Origin of the sequence: Paracoccus sp. (in: a-proteobacteria) (assembly GCF_046289755.1) — a bacterium.
Taxonomy (GTDB): Bacteria; Pseudomonadota; Alphaproteobacteria; order Rhodobacterales; family Rhodobacteraceae; genus Paracoccus.
On the sequence record NZ_JBKBVD010000007.1, the window covers coordinates 35,185 to 51,799 of the forward strand.

Annotated in this window: 18 protein-coding genes; 6 read left to right on the forward strand and 12 right to left on the reverse strand. The window is 69.6% G+C overall.

The features are described 5' to 3' along the window. Position 1 precedes the first annotated feature (1 nt). Together ACK41U_RS04045 and ACK41U_RS04050 are read left to right on the forward strand one after the other, a co-directional pair. Positions 2 to 400 carry a DUF2177 family protein gene (locus tag ACK41U_RS04045; protein ID WP_409676319.1) on the forward strand — a complete coding sequence of 133 codons (399 nt, stop codon included), beginning with the start codon at positions 2 to 4 and terminating at the stop codon, positions 398 to 400. After that, a complete protein-coding gene (locus tag ACK41U_RS04050; RefSeq protein ID WP_409676322.1) occupies positions 388 to 1,065 on the forward strand; it encodes an SDR family NAD(P)-dependent oxidoreductase in 678 nt (225 codons plus the stop codon). Before ACK41U_RS04045 ends, ACK41U_RS04050 begins: the two co-directional genes overlap by 13 nt. Positions 1,066 to 1,069: 4 nt before the next feature. On the opposite strand, the gene ACK41U_RS04055 is transcribed toward ACK41U_RS04050, so the two are convergent. Genes ACK41U_RS04055 through ACK41U_RS04085 form a run of 7 tightly spaced genes read right to left on the reverse strand, consistent with a single transcriptional unit; the run spans position 1,070 to position 7,546 of the window. Beyond that, positions 1,070 to 1,618 carry a glutathione peroxidase gene (locus ACK41U_RS04055; RefSeq protein ID WP_409676325.1) on the reverse strand — a complete coding sequence of 183 codons (549 nt, stop codon included), beginning with the start codon at positions 1,616 to 1,618 and terminating at the stop codon, positions 1,070 to 1,072. 27 nt (positions 1,619 to 1,645) lie between these two features. Then, positions 1,646 to 2,353, reverse strand: a complete 708-nt coding sequence (locus ACK41U_RS04060) for a TspO/MBR family protein (protein ID WP_409676328.1) — start codon at positions 2,351 to 2,353, stop codon at positions 1,646 to 1,648. Beyond that, the gene (locus ACK41U_RS04065; protein ID WP_409676331.1) at positions 2,350 to 3,087 is read right to left on the reverse strand and encodes an SDR family NAD(P)-dependent oxidoreductase; all 738 of its coding nucleotides are present in this window, start codon (positions 3,085 to 3,087) and stop codon (positions 2,350 to 2,352) included. The genes ACK41U_RS04060 and ACK41U_RS04065 overlap by 4 nt, the downstream gene beginning before the upstream one ends. Beyond that, positions 3,084 to 4,328, reverse strand: coding sequence for an MFS transporter (locus tag ACK41U_RS04070; protein ID WP_409676334.1), 1,245 nt, complete (start codon positions 4,326 to 4,328; stop codon positions 3,084 to 3,086). The genes ACK41U_RS04065 and ACK41U_RS04070 overlap by 4 nt, the downstream gene beginning before the upstream one ends. Beyond that, the gene (locus ACK41U_RS04075; protein ID WP_409676337.1) at positions 4,315 to 5,475 is read right to left on the reverse strand and encodes a class I SAM-dependent methyltransferase; all 1,161 of its coding nucleotides are present in this window, start codon (positions 5,473 to 5,475) and stop codon (positions 4,315 to 4,317) included. The genes ACK41U_RS04070 and ACK41U_RS04075 overlap by 14 nt, the downstream gene beginning before the upstream one ends. Then, complete coding sequence (locus ACK41U_RS04080; RefSeq protein ID WP_409676340.1) at positions 5,472 to 6,269, reverse strand: DUF1365 domain-containing protein; 798 nt, start codon at positions 6,267 to 6,269, stop codon at positions 5,472 to 5,474. The genes ACK41U_RS04075 and ACK41U_RS04080 overlap by 4 nt, the downstream gene beginning before the upstream one ends. Continuing rightward, a complete protein-coding gene (locus ACK41U_RS04085) occupies positions 6,266 to 7,546 on the reverse strand; it encodes an NAD(P)/FAD-dependent oxidoreductase (protein ID WP_409676343.1) in 1,281 nt (426 codons plus the stop codon). Before ACK41U_RS04085 ends, ACK41U_RS04080 begins: the two co-directional genes overlap by 4 nt. A 307-nt stretch (positions 7,547 to 7,853) precedes the next feature. Between ACK41U_RS04085 and ACK41U_RS04090 the strand changes: the two genes are divergently transcribed. Beyond that, positions 7,854 to 8,879 carry a LacI family DNA-binding transcriptional regulator gene (locus ACK41U_RS04090; protein WP_409676346.1) on the forward strand — a complete coding sequence of 342 codons (1,026 nt, stop codon included), beginning with the start codon at positions 7,854 to 7,856 and terminating at the stop codon, positions 8,877 to 8,879. A gap of 10 nt (positions 8,880 to 8,889) precedes the next feature. Here ACK41U_RS04090 and mobA read toward each other — a convergent pair whose 3' ends face one another. Genes mobA through ACK41U_RS04115 form a run of 5 tightly spaced genes read right to left on the reverse strand, consistent with a single transcriptional unit; the run spans position 8,890 to position 13,289 of the window. Further along, positions 8,890 to 9,495, reverse strand: coding sequence for a molybdenum cofactor guanylyltransferase MobA (mobA, locus tag ACK41U_RS04095; RefSeq protein WP_409676349.1), 606 nt, complete (start codon positions 9,493 to 9,495; stop codon positions 8,890 to 8,892). Between the two features lie 41 nt (positions 9,496 to 9,536). Then, positions 9,537 to 10,334 (reverse strand): heme ABC transporter ATP-binding protein, encoded by a 798-nt coding sequence (locus ACK41U_RS04100; protein WP_409676352.1) that lies wholly within the window; start codon positions 10,332 to 10,334, stop codon positions 9,537 to 9,539. Next, entirely contained in the window at positions 10,331 to 11,395 is a 1,065-nt protein-coding gene (locus ACK41U_RS04105) for a FecCD family ABC transporter permease (protein ID WP_409676355.1), read from the reverse strand. The genes ACK41U_RS04100 and ACK41U_RS04105 overlap by 4 nt, the downstream gene beginning before the upstream one ends. Further along, positions 11,395 to 12,237, reverse strand: a complete 843-nt coding sequence (locus tag ACK41U_RS04110; RefSeq protein ID WP_409676358.1) for a hemin ABC transporter substrate-binding protein — start codon at positions 12,235 to 12,237, stop codon at positions 11,395 to 11,397. Before ACK41U_RS04110 ends, ACK41U_RS04105 begins: the two co-directional genes overlap by 1 nt. Beyond that, positions 12,234 to 13,289 (reverse strand): hemin-degrading factor, encoded by a 1,056-nt coding sequence (locus ACK41U_RS04115; protein WP_409676361.1) that lies wholly within the window; start codon positions 13,287 to 13,289, stop codon positions 12,234 to 12,236. Before ACK41U_RS04115 ends, ACK41U_RS04110 begins: the two co-directional genes overlap by 4 nt. A gap of 142 nt (positions 13,290 to 13,431) precedes the next feature. Here ACK41U_RS04115 and ACK41U_RS04120 point away from each other — a divergent pair, with 142 nt between their 5' ends. The 3 genes from ACK41U_RS04120 to ACK41U_RS04130 are packed head-to-tail and all read left to right on the forward strand — an operon-like array spanning position 13,432 to position 16,612. Beyond that, the gene (locus ACK41U_RS04120) at positions 13,432 to 15,459 is read left to right on the forward strand and encodes a TonB-dependent receptor domain-containing protein (RefSeq protein ID WP_409676364.1); all 2,028 of its coding nucleotides are present in this window, start codon (positions 13,432 to 13,434) and stop codon (positions 15,457 to 15,459) included. Positions 15,460 to 15,503: 44 nt separating this feature from the next. Further along, positions 15,504 to 16,205 carry a MotA/TolQ/ExbB proton channel family protein gene (locus ACK41U_RS04125; RefSeq protein WP_409676367.1) on the forward strand — a complete coding sequence of 234 codons (702 nt, stop codon included), beginning with the start codon at positions 15,504 to 15,506 and terminating at the stop codon, positions 16,203 to 16,205. Further along, positions 16,202 to 16,612, forward strand: coding sequence for an ExbD/TolR family protein (locus tag ACK41U_RS04130; protein WP_409676370.1), 411 nt, complete (start codon positions 16,202 to 16,204; stop codon positions 16,610 to 16,612). Before ACK41U_RS04125 ends, ACK41U_RS04130 begins: the two co-directional genes overlap by 4 nt. Positions 16,613 to 16,615: the final 3 nt, after the last annotated feature.

The following is a 16,615-nucleotide window of genomic DNA, read 5'->3' on the forward strand; positions in this document are numbered from 1 at the left end:
GATGCAGATACTGGTTCTCTATGTCGCGACACTGGTGATCTTTCTGGCCATCGACGTGGTGGGGATCACACAGATCATCCGCCCCGTATTCGAGCGCCATGTCGGTCACCTGCTGGCCGATCCGTTCCGGCTTGGCCCCGCCGCGCTGTTTTATGCCTTCTATATCGGGGGCGTTTTGTATTTCGTATCACTTCCGGCGCTGCGGGCGAATGCGCCAATGCAGGCCCTGCTGGGCGGCGCGCTGATCGGGCTGATGTGCTATGGCACCTATGAATTCACCAACTATGCCACGCTGCGCGACTGGTCGCTGCAACAGGTCGCGCTGGATACGGCCTGGGGCGGTCTGCTGACCGGGCTGTCGGCCTGGGCCGGGGTGACGGTGACGCGGTGGCTGGCCTGACGCGCGCGCTGATACTTGGCGCCTCGGGCGGGGTCGGCGGCGCACTGGCCGCGCGACTGAGCGCGCAGGGGGCGCAGGTCACCGGTCTGTCGCGCAGCGCCGACGGGCTGGACCTGACCCGGCCCGACACGATTGCAGCCCACGCGCAGGCGCTGGAGGGGCGCAGCTTTGATCTGATCGTCAACGCCACCGGCGCATTGGTCATCGGCGGGCGCGGTCCCGAGAAATCCATGGATGCGGTGGAGGCCGATGCCATGGCCGCGCAATTCGCGCTGAACGCGACCGGGGTGGCGCTGGTGATCCGGCATTTCGCGCCGCTGCTGGCGCGTGCGGGGCGGCCGGTGCTGGCCTCACTGTCGGCGCGGGTGGGGTCGATCGGGGATAACGGGCTGGGGGGCTGGGTCGCCTATCGCGCCGCCAAGGCTGCCCAGAACCAGATCATCCGCACGGCGGCGATAGAATGGCGTCGCCGCAACCCGCGCGCGGTGCTGGTCGCGCTGCATCCCGGCACCGTGGAAACGCCGCTGACGGCGAAATACGCCAGCCGCTATCCGACCATCACCCCCGACCACAGTGCCGGGGCGCTGCTGGCCGTGATCGACACGCTGACACCCGAGGATACCGGCAGCTTTCGCGACTGGAAGGGTCAGGTGGTGCCGTGGTAGCGCCTCAGCTGGACAGGTATGGCGCAAACCCTGCGGTGATCCCGCCAGAGCCGGGGCGCGTGAACGACCCCCAGGTACCCAGAATCTGACCTTCGGGGCCCAGCAGCACCTTGGCGAAGTTCCACTTGGGCACAAAGCCGGTTTCCTGCCGCAGCCAGCCATAGAACGGGTGCACCTCGCCCTTGGCGACCGGCAGAATGTCGGTCATCGGCAGGTCGATGCCATATTCCATCTCGCAATAGGCGCGGGCCTCGGCGCCGGTCGCCAGCTCCTGATTGAAGTCATTCGAGGACACCGCCAGCACGACCAGACCGCGCGGGCCATAGGTCTCGTGCAGGGTCTGCATCTCGCGCAGCTGGCCCGAAAAGCCGCACAGCGAGGCGGTGTTGATGACCAGCACCGGACGCCCGCGCCACTGGCCGGTGTCCAGCATGCCGCCATCGACCGAGGGGAAGGTAAAGCTGGGCGCAGGTGCTGCATGGGCGCGGCGCGCACCAAGCGAGGCGGCCGCAGACAGCGCGGTCGCAAGGGACAGAAAGGCACGACGTTTCATCGACTCACCTCCAGTATGATCCATAATCTACACGCGCCGACGCGCCGTCCAGATGCGACCCAGCAGCGCAGCAGCAGAACCGGCGGCAATCGCGGTCACCAGCCAGTTCGCAGTGCCATTCTCCGCGATCACACCCAGCAGCGCCCAGATCACCGCCGCCGGATAGGCCCATTCGCGGGGCCGCATCGACTGCATCGTCAGCGCGGCGACAGCGACGCCGATCAGGCACAGCACCGCCGCCGTCTGCGGCGCCAGCCAGCCATGCCCGCCCAGCCAGACGCCGATGGACACGCCCGAGGCTGCCGTCAGCCACCCGGCATAAAGCGCGACAGGCCGCACCTGCCACCAGACATCCCGGCGCCCGGCCCACAGCATCGCCAGCACCGCACCGGCCAGCATCGCAAGAATCATCAGCGTCGCCAGCCCCGGCAGCCGGTTGGCAACAGGGATCCAGAAGAACCCGACCGCCAGACTGGCCAGCAGATACTGCCGCATCATCCGCCAGTCGTCACCCCCGGCCCGCTTCCACAGGCCAAAGGCGGCCCCCGCGATCAGCCACGCATAGATCACCCCCCAGATCGAGAACGCCCAGCCCGCAGGCTGCACCGGCGGGTTCTCTTGCGGGATCGGGAACAGATCGGGGCGATAGCCCGCGAATCCGGGAAAGATCACCGGCGACAGCGCGAAGGCGATGGCGGCGATCAGCACGGCAATGGCAAGGGCGCGGTTGGTCATCGGACCTCCTCGTCGCGGTTCAGCCGCCGGGTCAGGCGCAGCGACAGGGCATAGGGCAGCGCCCGCAGCGCCTTGAGCGTCACGGTCAGGCGGCGCGGAAAATGCACCTCGAATCCGGTGCGGTCGAGGCCCTTGAGGATCGCCTCGGCAGCCGCATCAGGGGTCACAATCGCGGGCATCCTGAAATCGTTCTGCGCGGTCAGGCGCGTGTCCACAAAACCGGGGCAGATCAGGCGGATGTCCAGATCCGGGCGCTCGGCCCGCAGGCTTTCGGCCAGATTGATGACGCCCGCCTTGGTCGCGGAATAGATCTGGCCCTGCGGCAGCCCGACATAGCCCGCGACCGATCCGGTCAGCGCCAGCTGCCCGCCCGAACACAGCAGCGGCGGGCCGATCTGCGCGATGTGAAAGCTGCCGGTCAGGTTGACGGTCACGATCTGCGCCGCCTTGTCCGGGTCCAGCGCGGCGATGCGGCCCGGATCATAGATCGCCGCCAGATGCAGGATGCGGTCCAGCGGACCACCCGCCGCGATGGTCTCTGCCGCCCGGTCCAGCGCGGCGCGGTCGGATACGTCCACGGGCACGACCTCGCCGCCGGTCAGGCGGGCCAGTTCCTGCAACGCCTCGGTCCCGCGCGCGGACAGGACCAGCCGCGCGCCGCGCTGCGCATAGGCCAGCGCCAGGGCCCGCCCGATGCCGTCACTGGCGCCGATGATCCAGATGCGTTCGCTCATATCCGACCCTTCCGGTAAAGATGCACCAGCAGCGCGATGGCCAGCAGCCGCAGCCCAAGCGGCACCCCGCCATAAAGCCAACGCAGCGCGTCCAGCGCCTGTTCCGTATTCTGCGCGCCGGGGCGGAACCCGGTCTGCGCCAGCATCGGCAACGCGATGGCGCCCGCCAGCGCCAGCGCCGCCTTGGTCAGAAAGGCCAGCCCGGCATGGGCACGGGTCGCCGCCCCCTCGGCCTGCGCGGCACCGATGCGTTCGGACAGGATCGCGGGCGGCAGGACCAGATCGGCGCCAAAGGTCAGCCCGGTCGCCAGACAGATCACCAGAAACAGCCCGGTGGCACCCGGCTGCAACGCCAATGCCCCCGCAAAGCCCGCCACCGACAGGATCAGCGCCCCCGCCCAGACCCGCGCGGCGCCATGGCGGGCGGCCAGCCGGGCCGCCAGCCACGCGCCGGGCAAAGCGGCCAGAAAATAGGCCAGCAGGAACAGGCCCGCCAGATCCTCGGCCCCCAGCAGATCGCGCACCAGCATCAGGATCAGCGCCGCAGGCAGGGCCGCCGACAACAGCACCAGCGCCGCCACCGCGTAGAACCCCGCCAGCGCGCGCCAGTCGGGCGCGGCGCCCGGTTGCGGCGTCAGCTCCAGCACCGCGGCCCGCCGCCAGCGCAGAAAGACCGGCAGGCAGACCGCCAGCCCAAGCGCCAGCACCCCGGCCAGCACCAGCAGCGCACCTTGTCGGCCCAGCACCGGCGCAAGTGCCGCAGGCAGGGTCACGGCAAGGATCAGACCGACCAGCCCCGCCCCTTCGCGCGCGCCGCTGATGCGAGCCTTGGCGGCCGGGGCCGCGCGCCAGACGCCACCATATGTCGTCAGATTGACCGAGATCAGGCTGTGCCCAAGGCTCGCCAGCAACATCATCGCCGCAAACCAAACGAGCACCGACGGCCCCGCAGGCGCGAACAGCCCCGCCACGCCCAGCACCAGGATCATCCCGCCCGCCACCATCATCGCAGGCCGCGCGCCGGGCCAGCGGTCGCCCGCCCAGCCCACCAGCGGGTCCTGCACCGCATCGGCCACCCGCAGAGCCGCCAGCACCAGCCCCAGTGCCGCCAACCCCACCCCCAGATCGGCGGCGTAGAAATCGGGCGCATGAATATACAGCGGCAGCCCGCCAAAAGCCAACGGCGCGGCCAGCGCCGCATAGGCCAGCGTCGGGCGGGTGGGCGGCTCAGGCGTGCGCAAGGCGATACTGGATCACATCGGTGCGCCCGACCTCGAACGAGGCCGCACAGGCGGCCAGATAGAACCGCCAGACCCGGATAAAGCCCTCGTCAAACCCCATCCCCCGGATCTGCGGCAGCGCCGCGTCAAAGCGGGCCAGCCAGTCGCGCAGGGTGCGGGCATAGTCGCGGCCAAAGCTGAAACTGTCCTCGACCCGCAGGTCAGCGCGCGCGGCCTCGGCCTGAAAGCGGGTGGGCGAGGGCAGCATGCCGCCGGGAAAGATAAAGCTGCGGATCATGTCGGGGCCGGCCCGATAGCGGTCGAAATAGCGGTCGGCCACGGTGATCGTCTGCACCATCGCGCGGCCCTTGTCGGCCAGAACATGGCCCATCTTCTGGAAATAGATGGGCCAGAACGTCTCGCCCACCGCCTCGAACATCTCGATGCTGACGACATGGTCATAGCGCCCGGCCTCGTCGCGATAATCCTGCAGCGCGATCTCGGCCCCCGGCCCAAGACGGGCGCGGGCATATTCGGCCTGTTCCACCGACAGGGTCAGGCCCTTGGGCGCATAATCGCCCCGCGCCAGCGCCCGTTCGGCAAAGCCACCCCACCCGCAGCCGATCTCCAGCAGGCGACCCGAGGGACCCGACAGATTGTCGATGATCCGGTCGTATTTGCGCGCCTGCGCGGCGGCCAGATCATCGCCGGGCGCGAACAGGGCCGAGGAATAGGTCATGCTGTCATCCAGCCACAGCCCATAGAAGGGATTGCCCAGATCGTAATGGGCCGAGATATTGCGCCGCGAGCCCGCCCGCGTGTTGCGGTTGAACAGATACAGCGCCCGCGTCGCCAGCGCATGCAGGCGGTTGCCATAGATATAGCCGTCCAGAATATCCTCGTTCAGCAGGGCCACGGTCAGCAGCGCCTCAAGATCGGGCGTGTCGCACCAGCCGTCGCGATAGGCCTCGGTCATGCCGATATCGCCCCTGGCGACCAGCGCGGGCACCATGCGCCAGTCGCGCACCTCCAGCACGGCATCGGGGCCGGGTTCCTGCCCGCCGAAACCGTGGCGGATGCCCTCGGGTGTGATCACATGCAGCGTGCCGCGGCGGATGCCCTCGGCGGTCTTCAGGAAATTGCGCGCCATGCGGCGTTCCAGGATCATTCGTCAAGGCTCCCTCTGCTGACCGATGCGACCGAGGCTCTGACGGCCTTCTGGTCGGGTTTTGCCAAGTAACGGACGCCGCGCCACGCAAGTTGCGCGGCCTGCCAGTGGATCAGCGCCATGATGCGCTGCGCCTGCATCGGATGGCGCCATGCCGCGCGGCGCAGGGCGCTGGCGGTCAGCGCTTGCGCAGGCCCCGCCATCGAGGTGCCAAGGCGCCGCGCGCCATCCGCACCCCGCCAGTCGACCCATGCGCCAAAGCGCCCCGGCCCGGCATCGAAGCGGAACAGATAGCGCCCCGAACGCGGCAGAAAGGGCGAGACATGGAACAGTTTTTCACCCTCCAGCCGGTCGCTGGCGGTGATCGCGCCCAGATCAGGGCGGTGGCACAGATACAGATGCCGCTCGCCGAAGGTGTTCGACACCTCGGCCAGCACCGCGCGCAGATCGCCCGCCCCGTCACGGCACAGCCAGAAGCTGACCGGGTTGAAGCCGTATCCCGTTGTGCGCGGCGTCGTCACCAGCGTCACGTCAGTGGCGCAGGCCAGCCCCGCAGGCGCCAGCAGCCCGGCGATAAAGCCCTGCAATGAGCAGCCGTCGCGGGTGCCGTAATCGCGCAGGCGCAGTGACCACAGACCGCGCCGGCCGGGGATCAGCGGCAGCGCGCCCGCTTCCAGCGCCGCCAGCGGCAGCGCCAGATAGGTGGCGCGATAGCGGAAATCGCGCGCCACATCGCCCCGCCTGCCATGCCAGATGCGGGCCGTGATCAGCGCGCCGTTCCACAGGTCGGTCATGCGGCCTCTGCCTCTGCCGCCCACGGGTCCAGACCCAAGGGCCAGTCGATCCCCATGGCCTGCGCGACGCGCAGCGCCGACAGAAGGCCATCCTCGTGGAAACCATAGCGCGTCCAGGCCCCCGCGTAATAGACCCCGCCGCGCCCCTGAATGGCGGGCAGGCGTTTCTGCGCGGCGATGGCGGCGCTGTCAAAGACCGGATGGTTCAGCATGGCCTCGTCATGGATATGGCGCGACTCGGTCTCGGGGTTCAGGGTCACGATCAGCGGCTGCGGCGTGGTCAGGTTCTGCAGGCGGTTCATCCAGTAGGACAGGCTGATCGGGCGGTCGGGATCGGGGCGCGCCGCAGCGGTGATATAGTTCCACGACGCCCACGCCGCCCGCCTGCGCGGCATCAGCACCGGGTCGGAATGCAGCACCATCCGGTTGGGCTGGGTGCGCAGACCGCCCAGAATGGCGCGTTCCTCGGCATCGGGGGCCTCCAGCATGGCGAATGATTGCGGCGCGTGGCAGGCCATCACCACGCGGTCGAACCGCTCGGGGCCGTCGGGGCTGACCACGGTGACGCCCTGCGCATCGCGGATCACCCGGAACACCGGCGCTGCCAGCCGCAGCCGCCCGCGCAGCCGCGACAGGATCGCCTGCACATAGGCGCGCGAGCCCCCCGTGACCGTGCGCCATTCAGGCTGGCCGCTGACCGACAGCAGCCCGTGATTGTCGAAGAACCGCACAAAGCTGGCCGCCGGGAAATCCAGCATGTCGCCGGTGGGCGTGGACCAGATCGCCCCCGAAATCGGCAGCAGGAACAGCTCGCGGAAATCGCGGCCAAGGCGCAGATCGTCCAGCATGGCGCGCAGGGTCATCCCGCTGTCCGCATGCAGATGCGCCTGCCGGAAGAACCGCAGGATCTGGCCCAGCATCCGCAGATGCCGCGGGTCCAGCGCCCGCCAGCGTTGCGCAAAGACCGCCCTCAGATCGCCGGTCCCGTATTCCCGCCGCCCGCCCCCGAAGCTGGCCGAGAAGGTCATATCCGAGCCCTCGGTCGCCACGCCCAGATGATCCAGCATCGGCAGGAACAAAGGATAGGTGCGCGGGTTACAGACGATGAACCCGGTATCGACGGGCGTGCCAAGCGCATCGACGGTGCGGGCATGGCCACCGGGGCGCGGCGCGGCCTCGAACAGGGTCACGTCGTGGTGGGGGTCCAGCAGCCATGCCGCGCCAAGGCCGGCGATGCCGCTGCCGATCACGGCGATGCGCAGGCGGGGGCCGGGCATGGCGGGTCGCGCAGCGCGCGCGGGAAATCTGTGGGGGGTGGGTGTCACAAGCCAGCTCCTGTCCTTTGGGACAGACACGCAGGAGGGCGGAAAAGTGATGCAGTGCGGCCCGAAAACCTTGCGACCTGTGGCGGTTGCCGGACCACCGGGACCCGGCCATGGCAGGCCCGGGACCAAGCGCCCGCTTGCGCCTTACGTAACGGCATGTCTATGATCTCTGCGCGGCGCGACATCCTGTCGCAGGCAGACGTTTTGGCGTCGGCATGTCGCAAAACCCTCACAGGCGGGCAGAACACGGCGGCATGGAATGAAGCTCAAGGAATTCGCCCGGCTGGTGGGCATGTCGCAGACAACCGTCAGCCGCGCGCTGAACGGCCATCCCGAGGTGGCCGAGCAAACCCGCCTGCGGCTGATCGCCGCGGCGCGCGACCATGGCTACAGCCCCAACGCCCACGCGCGCTTTCTGGCGATGGGGCGGGCGCCGGTTCTCAGCTGTGTGATCCCGGTCACCGGCCGCAATGAGATCGTCAGCCCGATCTACGCCGATTTTCTGGCGGGCGTGGGCGAGGAATGCGCCCTGCGCAAGTACGAGATCAACCTGACCGTCGTCCCCGACGAGGATCAGGACGCCGCCTATCGCACGCTGAAATCGCGGCAGGTCGTGGGCGGCGTGATCATGCAGTTTCCCCGCCATGACGACCCCCGCCCGGCGCTGCTGGATCAGCTGGGCCTGCCCTATGTCGTGCATGGCCGGGTCTCGGGGCGGCAGGCGCCCTATTCCTGGGTCGATGTGAACAACCAGCGCGCCTTCGAGCGGGCGACCGGCTTTCTGATCCAGCTGGGTCATCGCCGGATCGCGCTGATCAATGGCGATGAGCGGCTGGATTTCGCCCACCGGCGCCGCGAGGGTTTTCTGAAGGCCCTGCGCGAGGCCGGGCTGGCCCCCTGTGCCGCACCCTTTGCCAGCGGCGAGATGACCGTGGCCTTCGGCTATGCCTCGGCGCGCGAATTGCTGGCGGCGCAGGTGCCGCCGACGGCGATCCTCTGCGCCTCGACCATGATCGCCGAAGGGGTGCGGCAGGCGGCGGGCGAACGCGATCTGCGGCTTGGGCGCGACCTGTCGGTGGTGACCTTCGACGACGACCTGTCCTATTACAGCAACCGCGACACGGTGCCGGAATTCACCGCGATGCGGTCCTCGGTCCGGCTGGCCGGGCGCCGGATCGCCGCGCTGCTGATCGAAAAGATCGAGACCGGCAACCCCGACCCCGTCCACGAATTACTTGAGGCCGAACTGGTCGTCGGCCGCTCGACCGCGCCGCCACCCGCATAGGGGCACCGGGTCAGGACGCGGCGAGCCTCGCCCCGGCGCGGGTCAGATCCTCGGGCGTGTTGATATTGGCAAAGGGATCATCGGCGCCGCCCGGCCAGACGGCCAGCCCCGGCTGGTGGCGGGCGGTGAAATCACGCACCCGCCGCTGATCGCGGGCCAGCGTGGCCGCCAGATCACCGCGCAGGCCCACCGGCCACAGCCCGCAGGTCGGATGGTCGCGCAGCGCGTCGCCCTCGCGCGTGGCCGCCAGCGCCAGCCCCGAAAGCCCCCGCGCCGCCGCCAGCCGTGCGACCAGATCGGGCGGCAGAAAGGGCGTGTCCCCGGCCACGGTCAGCACCTGATCGGCGCCAAGTCCCACAGCCCAGTCCATCGCCGCCAGCACCCCGGCCAGCGGCCCGGGCCAGTCCGGCAGGCTGTCGCCCACCACCGGCAGGCCAAAGGCCGCATAGCGCGCCGGATCGCCGTTGGCGTTCACCGCGACCGGGCCCACCTGCGGGCCAAGCCGGTCCAGCAGCAGCGCCAGCAGCGGCCTGCCGCCCAGGGCCAGCAGCGGCTTGTCGGCGCCGTTCATCCGCGTGGCGCGGCCTCCGGCAAGGATCATGGCGGGCGGCTTCATGGCCCGATTGTGGCGCGGCCCGCGCGGCGAAGCAAGGCGCCTCAGGCCGCGCTTTGCGGCAGCAGCCAGACGCCCGTTTCCGGCGCGTGGAGGATGCGCAGCGCGCAGCCATAGGCGCGTTCCAGCAGCGGGTCGGTCAGGACCAGATCGGGCGGCCCCTCGGCCAGCACCCGGCCATCCCGCAGCAACAACACATGATCGGCGAACATGGCCGTCAGGTTCAGGTCATGCATGACCGCGACCGTCGCGCCGCCATCGGCGGCATGATCGCGCGCCAGATGCATCACCGCCAGCTGATGGGCGATGTCGAGGCTGCTGACCGGCTCGTCCAGCAGCAGCCAGCGCGGGCCACCCGCCTCGCCCATCTCGCCCGGTGGTGCCCAGATCTGGGCCAGCGCGCGGGCCAGTTGCACACGCTGCTGCTCACCGCCCGACATGGTCTGCCACAACCGGCCCGCATGGCCGGACAGCCCCACCCGCGCCAGCGCGCGGCGGATCAGGGCGGCGCGTTCGGGCTCGGGCATGGGCAGGCTTTCCAGCGCGATGCGCACCACCTCGGCCGCGGTGAAGGGAAAGCTCAGCGCGCTGTGCTGGGGCAGGACGGCGCGCTGGCGGGCCAGCGCCTGCGGCGTCTGGCCCCCGATGTCGCGCCCGTTCAGCGTCACGCCCCCGCATGCAGGCGCCACCTCGCCCGTCAGCGCCCGCAGCAGCGTGGTCTTGCCCGAGCCGTTGGGCCCGATAATCGCAGTGACGCGCCCGGCAGGGGCGGTCAGATCCACGCCATGCAGGACCGGGCGGCCCGACAGGGTGATGTGCAGGTTGCGGGCGCACAGGCTCATCCCAGCACCCGGCGGTTGGACAGCAGCACCCACAGGAAGAACGGCCCGCCGATGACGGCGGTGATGATGCCGATGGGCAGTTCGGCGGGCGCCACGATGCTGCGGCTGATCATGTCGGCGGCGATCAGCATGGTCGCGCCCAGCAGGCCGGAATTCACCAGCAGCCAGCGATGATCCGGCCCCTGCACCAGCCGCAGCAGATGCGGCGCCACGATGCCGACAAAGCCGATCCCGCCCGAGACCGCGACCGAGGCGCCGGTGGCCGCCGCCGTTCCCAATATCGCCGCCGTCTTCACGCGCTGGACGCGGATGCCGGTATGGGCCGCCGCCGCCTCGCCCAAGGCCAGCGCGTTCAGGCCGCGCGCCAGAAACGGCGCCGTGGCCAGCCCCGCGATAATCACGGGGGCCGCCGCCATCAGCTTGGCCCAGCTGGCCCCGGCCAGCGACCCCATGCCCCAGAAGGTCAGGTCGCGCAGCTGCGCATCATCGGCGGAATAGACGATCAGCCCCGACAACGCGCCGACCATCGCCGCCAGCGCAATCCCCGCCAGCAGCATGGTCGCAACCGAGGTCTGCCCGCCCCGCGTGGCAATGCCATACAGCACGATCATCGCCACCCAGCCCCCGGCAAAGGCCGCCAGCGGCACCAGATGCCAGCCCGCAAAGGCCGCCACCGCAGGCGGCAGCAGCCCACCCAGCACAATCGCCGCAATCGCGCCCAGACCCGCGCCCGCGCTGACGCCCAGCAGCCCCGGATCGGCCAGCGGGTTGCGGAACAGCCCCTGCATCACCGCCCCGGACACCGCCAGCCCGGCGCCGACCAGCAGCCCGGTCAACAGGCGCGGCAGCCGGATCTGCAACAGCACCACGCGGTCGGTCAGTTCAACCTCGCGCCCCGCCAGCAGATCGCCCAGCACCCGCAGCGCCGACACGCCCGAGGCGCCCTGCGTCAGCGACAGCGCCGACATCGCCAGCAGCGCCAGCATCAGCCACATCGCGACGGCGCGGCCCAGATGGCGGCGGTCGCCCTCCAGCCGCGCGCCTGCATCCAGCGCGACCATCAGCCCGCCCCGTAGATGGCGCGGTGCAGGTCCAGCGCCGCCTGCCCGGTGCGCGGGCCAAAGCCCAGCAGATACAATCCGTCCATCCGCACCAGCGCCCCCGATTGCGCGGCGGGCGTGGTGCTGATCGCGGGCATCGCCAGCAGCGCCGCATCCGAGGCGCCATGATCGCTGTCAGCCTCGCCCCGGTTCATCAGCACGATCACCTCGGGCGCGGCCTGCGTGATCGCCTCGTCGGTCAGGGGTTTGTAGCCGGTGAACCCCGTCACCGCGTTTTCGGCCCCCGCCATGCGCAGCATTGCATCGGCGCCGCTGTCCTGCCCGGCCGCCATCACCCGCCCGCCTTGCAGCGACAGGATGAACATGGCGCGGCGCGGGCGTTCGATCCCGCCCGTCGCCGCGCGCAGCCGGTCAAGATCGGCGCGCAGCGCGGTCAGGGTCGCATCGGCAGCCTCGGGCACGCCAAGCGCCCCGGCCACGGCCTCAATCTTGGCCGCCACCGCCGCGCCATCCTGCGCCGCCGGGATGGTGTGAAAGGGCACCCCCGCCTCGCGCAGCACGGCGATGGTTTCTGGCGGGCCTGCGCCCTCTTCCGCCAGGATCAGATCGGGGCGCACCGACAGCACGCCCTCGGGCGACAGGGCGCGGACATAGCCGACATCGGGCAGATCCGTCACCTCGGGCGGAAAGCTGGAGGTGGTGTCGCGCGCCACCAGCCGCTCGCCCTGACCCAGTGCAAAGACGATCTCGGTCACGGCGCCGCCAAGGGCCAGCACCCGGTCAGCCAGCGCCACACCCGGCAGGCCCGCCAGCACCAGCGCCAGAGAGGCCGCGCGGATCATGCCTCCAACCCCGGCAAACCCGCGACCAGACGCGCCCAAGCCTCGGGGTCGCCGCCCTTGTCGCCGCGCATGCCAAAGCACTGCCAGATCAGCTCGCCCGCCGCGTCGAACGCCTCGACCGAAATGGCGGGGCCGCGTTTGGTGGGCTTTTCGACCGCCCAGACCTCGGCCACATGATCGGCGCGCAGGTGCAGGTTGAAACGCGGGTCCATGACATTCAGCCACGGCCCGACGGGTTTCAGGCTGAGGATCGGGCCGGAATGGATCTGGATGCAGCCCATATTGCCCACGAACAGCATGACGGGCTGACCCTGATCCAGCAGCGCCCGGAACAGCGCATCCGACGCCGCCACCGCCAAGGGCCGCACATGCGGCGCGCCCACCAGCCGGTAGGCGCCAAGCCGGTTCATCTTCAGCCGCCGGACCAATGTGTTGAACTGATGCGTGTCGGTCATCGCTGCCCATTCGTCGCGCAGCGCATCGGCGCGGTCGGGCGCCATGCGGGCGCCTTCGGGCTGCGGGGCGGGCGCGAAATCGGACAGCCCCTCCTGATCCGGCAGCGCGAGGCCGGATTTCAGCGCCTCCCACGCCGCAAGGTCGCTGGTCTCGCGCAGATGCACCTTGTGGACCGCAGATCCCGCCGCATCGAACACCTGAACCGAGCGGCGCATCCCTGACGGCGTGTCCATCTCGACCGCGAAGGCGTGGCACCAGTGGCGCGGAAAGATGCGCAGGTCGATTTCCGGGTCCAGCGTCATGGCGGCGTGGTCGCCATCGTGGAAATCGTTGTAGGTGCCTATCTTTTCCGACACGCAGGACCGGTTGCGGGTCAGCGCCATCACCTCGCCCAGGCGTTGCACGGCGGGGATCAGGCGCCCCGGCGTGGGGTCGATGCGCCGCGCGCCATGGCCCAGCTCGGCCTCGACCAGCGCGGCCTCGGACAGGCCCAGCTGCGCGGCCAGATCATAGGGGCGAAGGGCGGCGTCACGCTTCAGTTCGCGCAGGCGTGCGGGGGTCAGGGCCGGGGTCTGCGCCGGGGTCAGGTCGTTCATCAGGGTGCCTCATCATGTGTCATGCGGGCATCTGGCAAATCGGCTGGACGCTATTGTTGACATCTTTAGTCGGAAACCTTAACCGGCGCAAGACGCCAGCCCAAAGCCAGCGCAGCACCTGCGACGCCGAAGGGAATTGGCCATGCGTAACCGATTGACGATGATTGCCTTGCTACTTGGAACCACACCTCTTGCCGCGCCGGGATGGGCACAGGACGCGGGTCAGGCGATTCTGCTGGACCCGATCGTGCTGCGCGCGGGCACCGAAAAGGTGGCCTCCTCGGTGCCGCAATCGGTCACCGTCGTCGGGCAAGAGCAGCTGGAAGAAATCAGCGCAGGACATATCGGCGACGTGCTGGCGCAGGTGCCGGGCGTCGCGGGCACAGGCTCGTCGGGCTTTTTCGGGCAGGGCTTCAACATCCGCGGCTTTGGCGCCAACAGCGCCGCGGCATCCGAGGCGGGGATCGTGCAGATCGTCGATGGCGAGCGCAAATACTATGAAAGCTACCGGCAGGGTTCGCTGTTCGTGGAACCCGACTTTCTGAAACGGGTCGAGGTGCTGCGCGGGCCGGGATCGTCCACGCTGTATGGTGCGGGCGCGCTTGGCGGTGTGATCGCGATGGAGACGATCGAAGCGGGCGACCTGATCGCCGAGGGGGCGACCAGCGGCGGGCGCGTGCGGCTGGGCTATGCCAGCAACCCCGACACGGGTTTTGGCAGCGTCGCATGGGGCTGGCGCCCCGCCGATGGCTTCGAGGCCGTGACCGCCTTTGCCTATCGCAAGCTGGGCGAAACCGAGGACCCGGAGGGCAACACCCTCGTCCGGGCGAATTCCGACACGCCCAACCTGCTGCTGAAAGCGCGCCAGCAACTGGGCGAGCATTATGTCGAGGCGTCCTATCTGCATATGGAAGCGCGTGGCGACGATCAGGACTTCAACCAGATCAACGGCCCGCAGCGCGGGTTGTTTCCGGGCTTTGCGGGCTGGGGCGTGGGCGACATCCTGACCCGCGACCAGACCGCGCGGCTGGTCTGGGGCTATAACCCCGCCGACAATGCGCTGATCGACGCCAAGGTCACGCTGTCCTACACCAATACCATCAAGGACGTGCAGCAGGGGTCGGACCCGTCCGAGCCGATCATGGCCAGCCTGCTGGGTCGTCGCGACTATGCGCTATGGAAACTGCGCGCCGAAAACGTCGCGGATCTGTCGGGGGCGGGCTATGAGCATTTCCTGACCGTCGGCGTCGAAACCGCGCGGCAGGACCGGTCCTCGACCAATATCTCGGCCTCGCACCCCGAGGCGTTCACGCGGCAAAGCGCGGTCTATGCCTGGTCCGAGGTGACGACCGGCGCGCTGACGGTGAACACGGGCCTGCGCCAGACCTGGCAAAAGACCGAACCCAAGGGCAGCGTGGCCAACAGCGACGACCGTGTCAGTGCCAGCGGCGCCGAGCCGCAGATCGGTGCGATCTACCGGCTGACCGACAGCTGGTCGGTCTTTGGCTCGGCGGCGCAGGTCCGTCGCATCCCCACGGTGGATGAGCTGTATGACGGTCACATGGGCGGCGCGGCATCGCCCGGCCTGCGCGAGGAAAAGGGCCGCAATCTGGAAATCGGCTTTGGCTATCGCGGCGGCGATCTGCTGTCGGCGGGCGACGAGGCGGCGGTCAAGGTCACGCTGTTCCGCAACCATATCCGCGACATGATCGTGCGCACCAATGGCCGCGCGCCCACCCCCGCCTATGCCAATATCGAGCGCGCCTATCTGCATGGCGGCGAGATCGAGGCCAGCTACGCCAGCGGCGGCTGGCAGCTTGGCGCCGCCATCTCGGTGGTCGAGGGCCGCGATCAGGACGGCACCACGCTGAACACGCTGCAAAACAACCGCGCGGTTCTGTCGGCCAGCTACCGGATCGGCGACAGCTGGAAGATCGGCGCCCGCAGCACGCTGGCCGATGGCCGCGACAAGGCCGATGGCACCGATCGCCACGGCTATGGCGTGCATGACGTCTATGCCACCTGGACCGCGCCCTCGGGTCCGGTCGCCGGGCTGGAGGTCAATCTCGGCGTCGATAACGTGACCAACCGCGAATACACCCCCGCAACCTGGCTGTCCGGCCCTGCCGCGGGCCGCAACCTCAAGCTGACCCTCACCCGGTCGTTCTGAGCCAACTGGCCGCCCCCCCTCCACCAGACCCAAGGAGCATACAGATGTTCACCCAGCTGACCGCCACGCTCTCGGCCCTGCCACTTTTTGCCGCGATCCGCGATGGCGGCTGGACGATGTGGCTGATCGCGGCGCTGTCCGTCATCACCCTGACGGTCGTGCTGTGGAAGCTGTGGTCGCTGTGGCGGCTGGGGGTCTGGGGGGGGCGCCATTCGCGCCGGGCCATCGCCCTGTGGTCGCAGGGCCAGTGGCGGGCGGCGATGGATCAGGTGCGGGGCCGCCCCTCGGCCCGCGCGCGGGTGGCGCAGGCCGCCATCGGCACCTCGCTGGACCCCGCCTTTGACGAGAAATCCGCGCGCGAGGAAACCGCCCGCATCGCGCGCCAGACCCTCTACCGGGCGCGCGAGGGGCTGCGCGCGCTGGAGCTGATCGCCACGATTGCGCCGCTTCTGGGCCTTCTGGGCACGGTTCTGGGCATGATCGCGGCGTTTCAGGTGCTGCAAAGCTCGGGCAATCAGGCCGATCCGGCGGATCTTGCGGGCGGCATCTGGGTGGCGCTGCTGACCACGGCGGCGGGCATGGCGGTGGCGATCCCGGCAGGCGTGGCGCTGTCCTGGTTCGAAAGCATCGCCGACCGACTGCAGGCCGATCTTGAGGATCTGGCGACGCGCGTGTTCATCAACGCCCCCGCCCCTGCCGCCCCCGCCCCGGCACCGGCGCGCTGGCTGGCCGAGGCCGCGGAATGAGCGTCAACGCCACCGACGGGGCGGGCTTTGACCTTGGCCCCCGACGGCATCCCCGCCGGATGTCGCTGACCCCGATGATCGACGTGGTGTTCCTGCTGCTGATCTTCTTCATGCTGGCCTCGCGCTTCGGGATCGAGGCGGTTCTGCCCATCGCAGGCGGGGCCGGGGGGGCGGCGACCGAATGGCAGGGCCCGCCCCGGCTGGTCGATGTCACCCCCGATGCGCTGCGCCTGAACGGGGCGCCGCTGCCGCTGGACGGGCTGCTGCCCGCCCTGTCGGAGCTGCTGCCGCCCGAAGGTGGCGCGGTGATCCTGCGCCCGCAGGACCAGGCCGATCTGCAACGTCTGGTCGATGTGATGGACCACCTGCGCGCGGGCGGCCTGACTGACCTGATCCTGATCGAGTAGCCC

Bases quoted from the DNA above. Each gene is read 5' to 3' on its own strand.
- ACK41U_RS04100 (WP_409676352.1), bottom strand. From the start codon at position 10,334: ATGAGCCTGTGCGCCCGCAACCTGCACATCACCCTGTCGGGCCGCCCG.
- ACK41U_RS04110 (WP_409676358.1), bottom strand. From the start codon at position 12,237: ATGATCCGCGCGGCCTCTCTGGCGCTGGTGCTGGCGGGCCTGCCGGGT.
- ACK41U_RS04055 (WP_409676325.1), bottom strand. From the start codon at position 1,618: ATGAAACGTCGTGCCTTTCTGTCCCTTGCGACCGCGCTGTCTGCGGCC.
- ACK41U_RS04120 (WP_409676364.1), top strand. From the start codon at position 13,432: ATGCGTAACCGATTGACGATGATTGCCTTGCTACTTGGAACCACACCT.
- ACK41U_RS04075 (WP_409676337.1), bottom strand. From the start codon at position 5,475: ATGATCCTGGAACGCCGCATGGCGCGCAATTTCCTGAAGACCGCCGAG.
- mobA (WP_409676349.1), bottom strand. From the start codon at position 9,495: ATGAAGCCGCCCGCCATGATCCTTGCCGGAGGCCGCGCCACGCGGATG.
- ACK41U_RS04080 (WP_409676340.1), bottom strand. From the start codon at position 6,269: ATGACCGACCTGTGGAACGGCGCGCTGATCACGGCCCGCATCTGGCAT.
- ACK41U_RS04085 (WP_409676343.1), bottom strand. From the start codon at position 7,546: ATGCCCGGCCCCCGCCTGCGCATCGCCGTGATCGGCAGCGGCATCGCC.
- ACK41U_RS04065 (WP_409676331.1), bottom strand. From the start codon at position 3,087: ATGAGCGAACGCATCTGGATCATCGGCGCCAGTGACGGCATCGGGCGG.
- ACK41U_RS04090 (WP_409676346.1), top strand. From the start codon at position 7,854: ATGAAGCTCAAGGAATTCGCCCGGCTGGTGGGCATGTCGCAGACAACC.
- ACK41U_RS04060 (WP_409676328.1), bottom strand. From the start codon at position 2,353: ATGACCAACCGCGCCCTTGCCATTGCCGTGCTGATCGCCGCCATCGCC.
- ACK41U_RS04045 (WP_409676319.1), top strand. From the start codon at position 2: ATGCAGATACTGGTTCTCTATGTCGCGACACTGGTGATCTTTCTGGCC.
- ACK41U_RS04115 (WP_409676361.1), bottom strand. From the start codon at position 13,289: ATGAACGACCTGACCCCGGCGCAGACCCCGGCCCTGACCCCCGCACGC.
- ACK41U_RS04130 (WP_409676370.1), top strand. From the start codon at position 16,202: ATGAGCGTCAACGCCACCGACGGGGCGGGCTTTGACCTTGGCCCCCGA.
- ACK41U_RS04105 (WP_409676355.1), bottom strand. From the start codon at position 11,395: ATGGTCGCGCTGGATGCAGGCGCGCGGCTGGAGGGCGACCGCCGCCAT.
- ACK41U_RS04125 (WP_409676367.1), top strand. From the start codon at position 15,504: ATGTTCACCCAGCTGACCGCCACGCTCTCGGCCCTGCCACTTTTTGCC.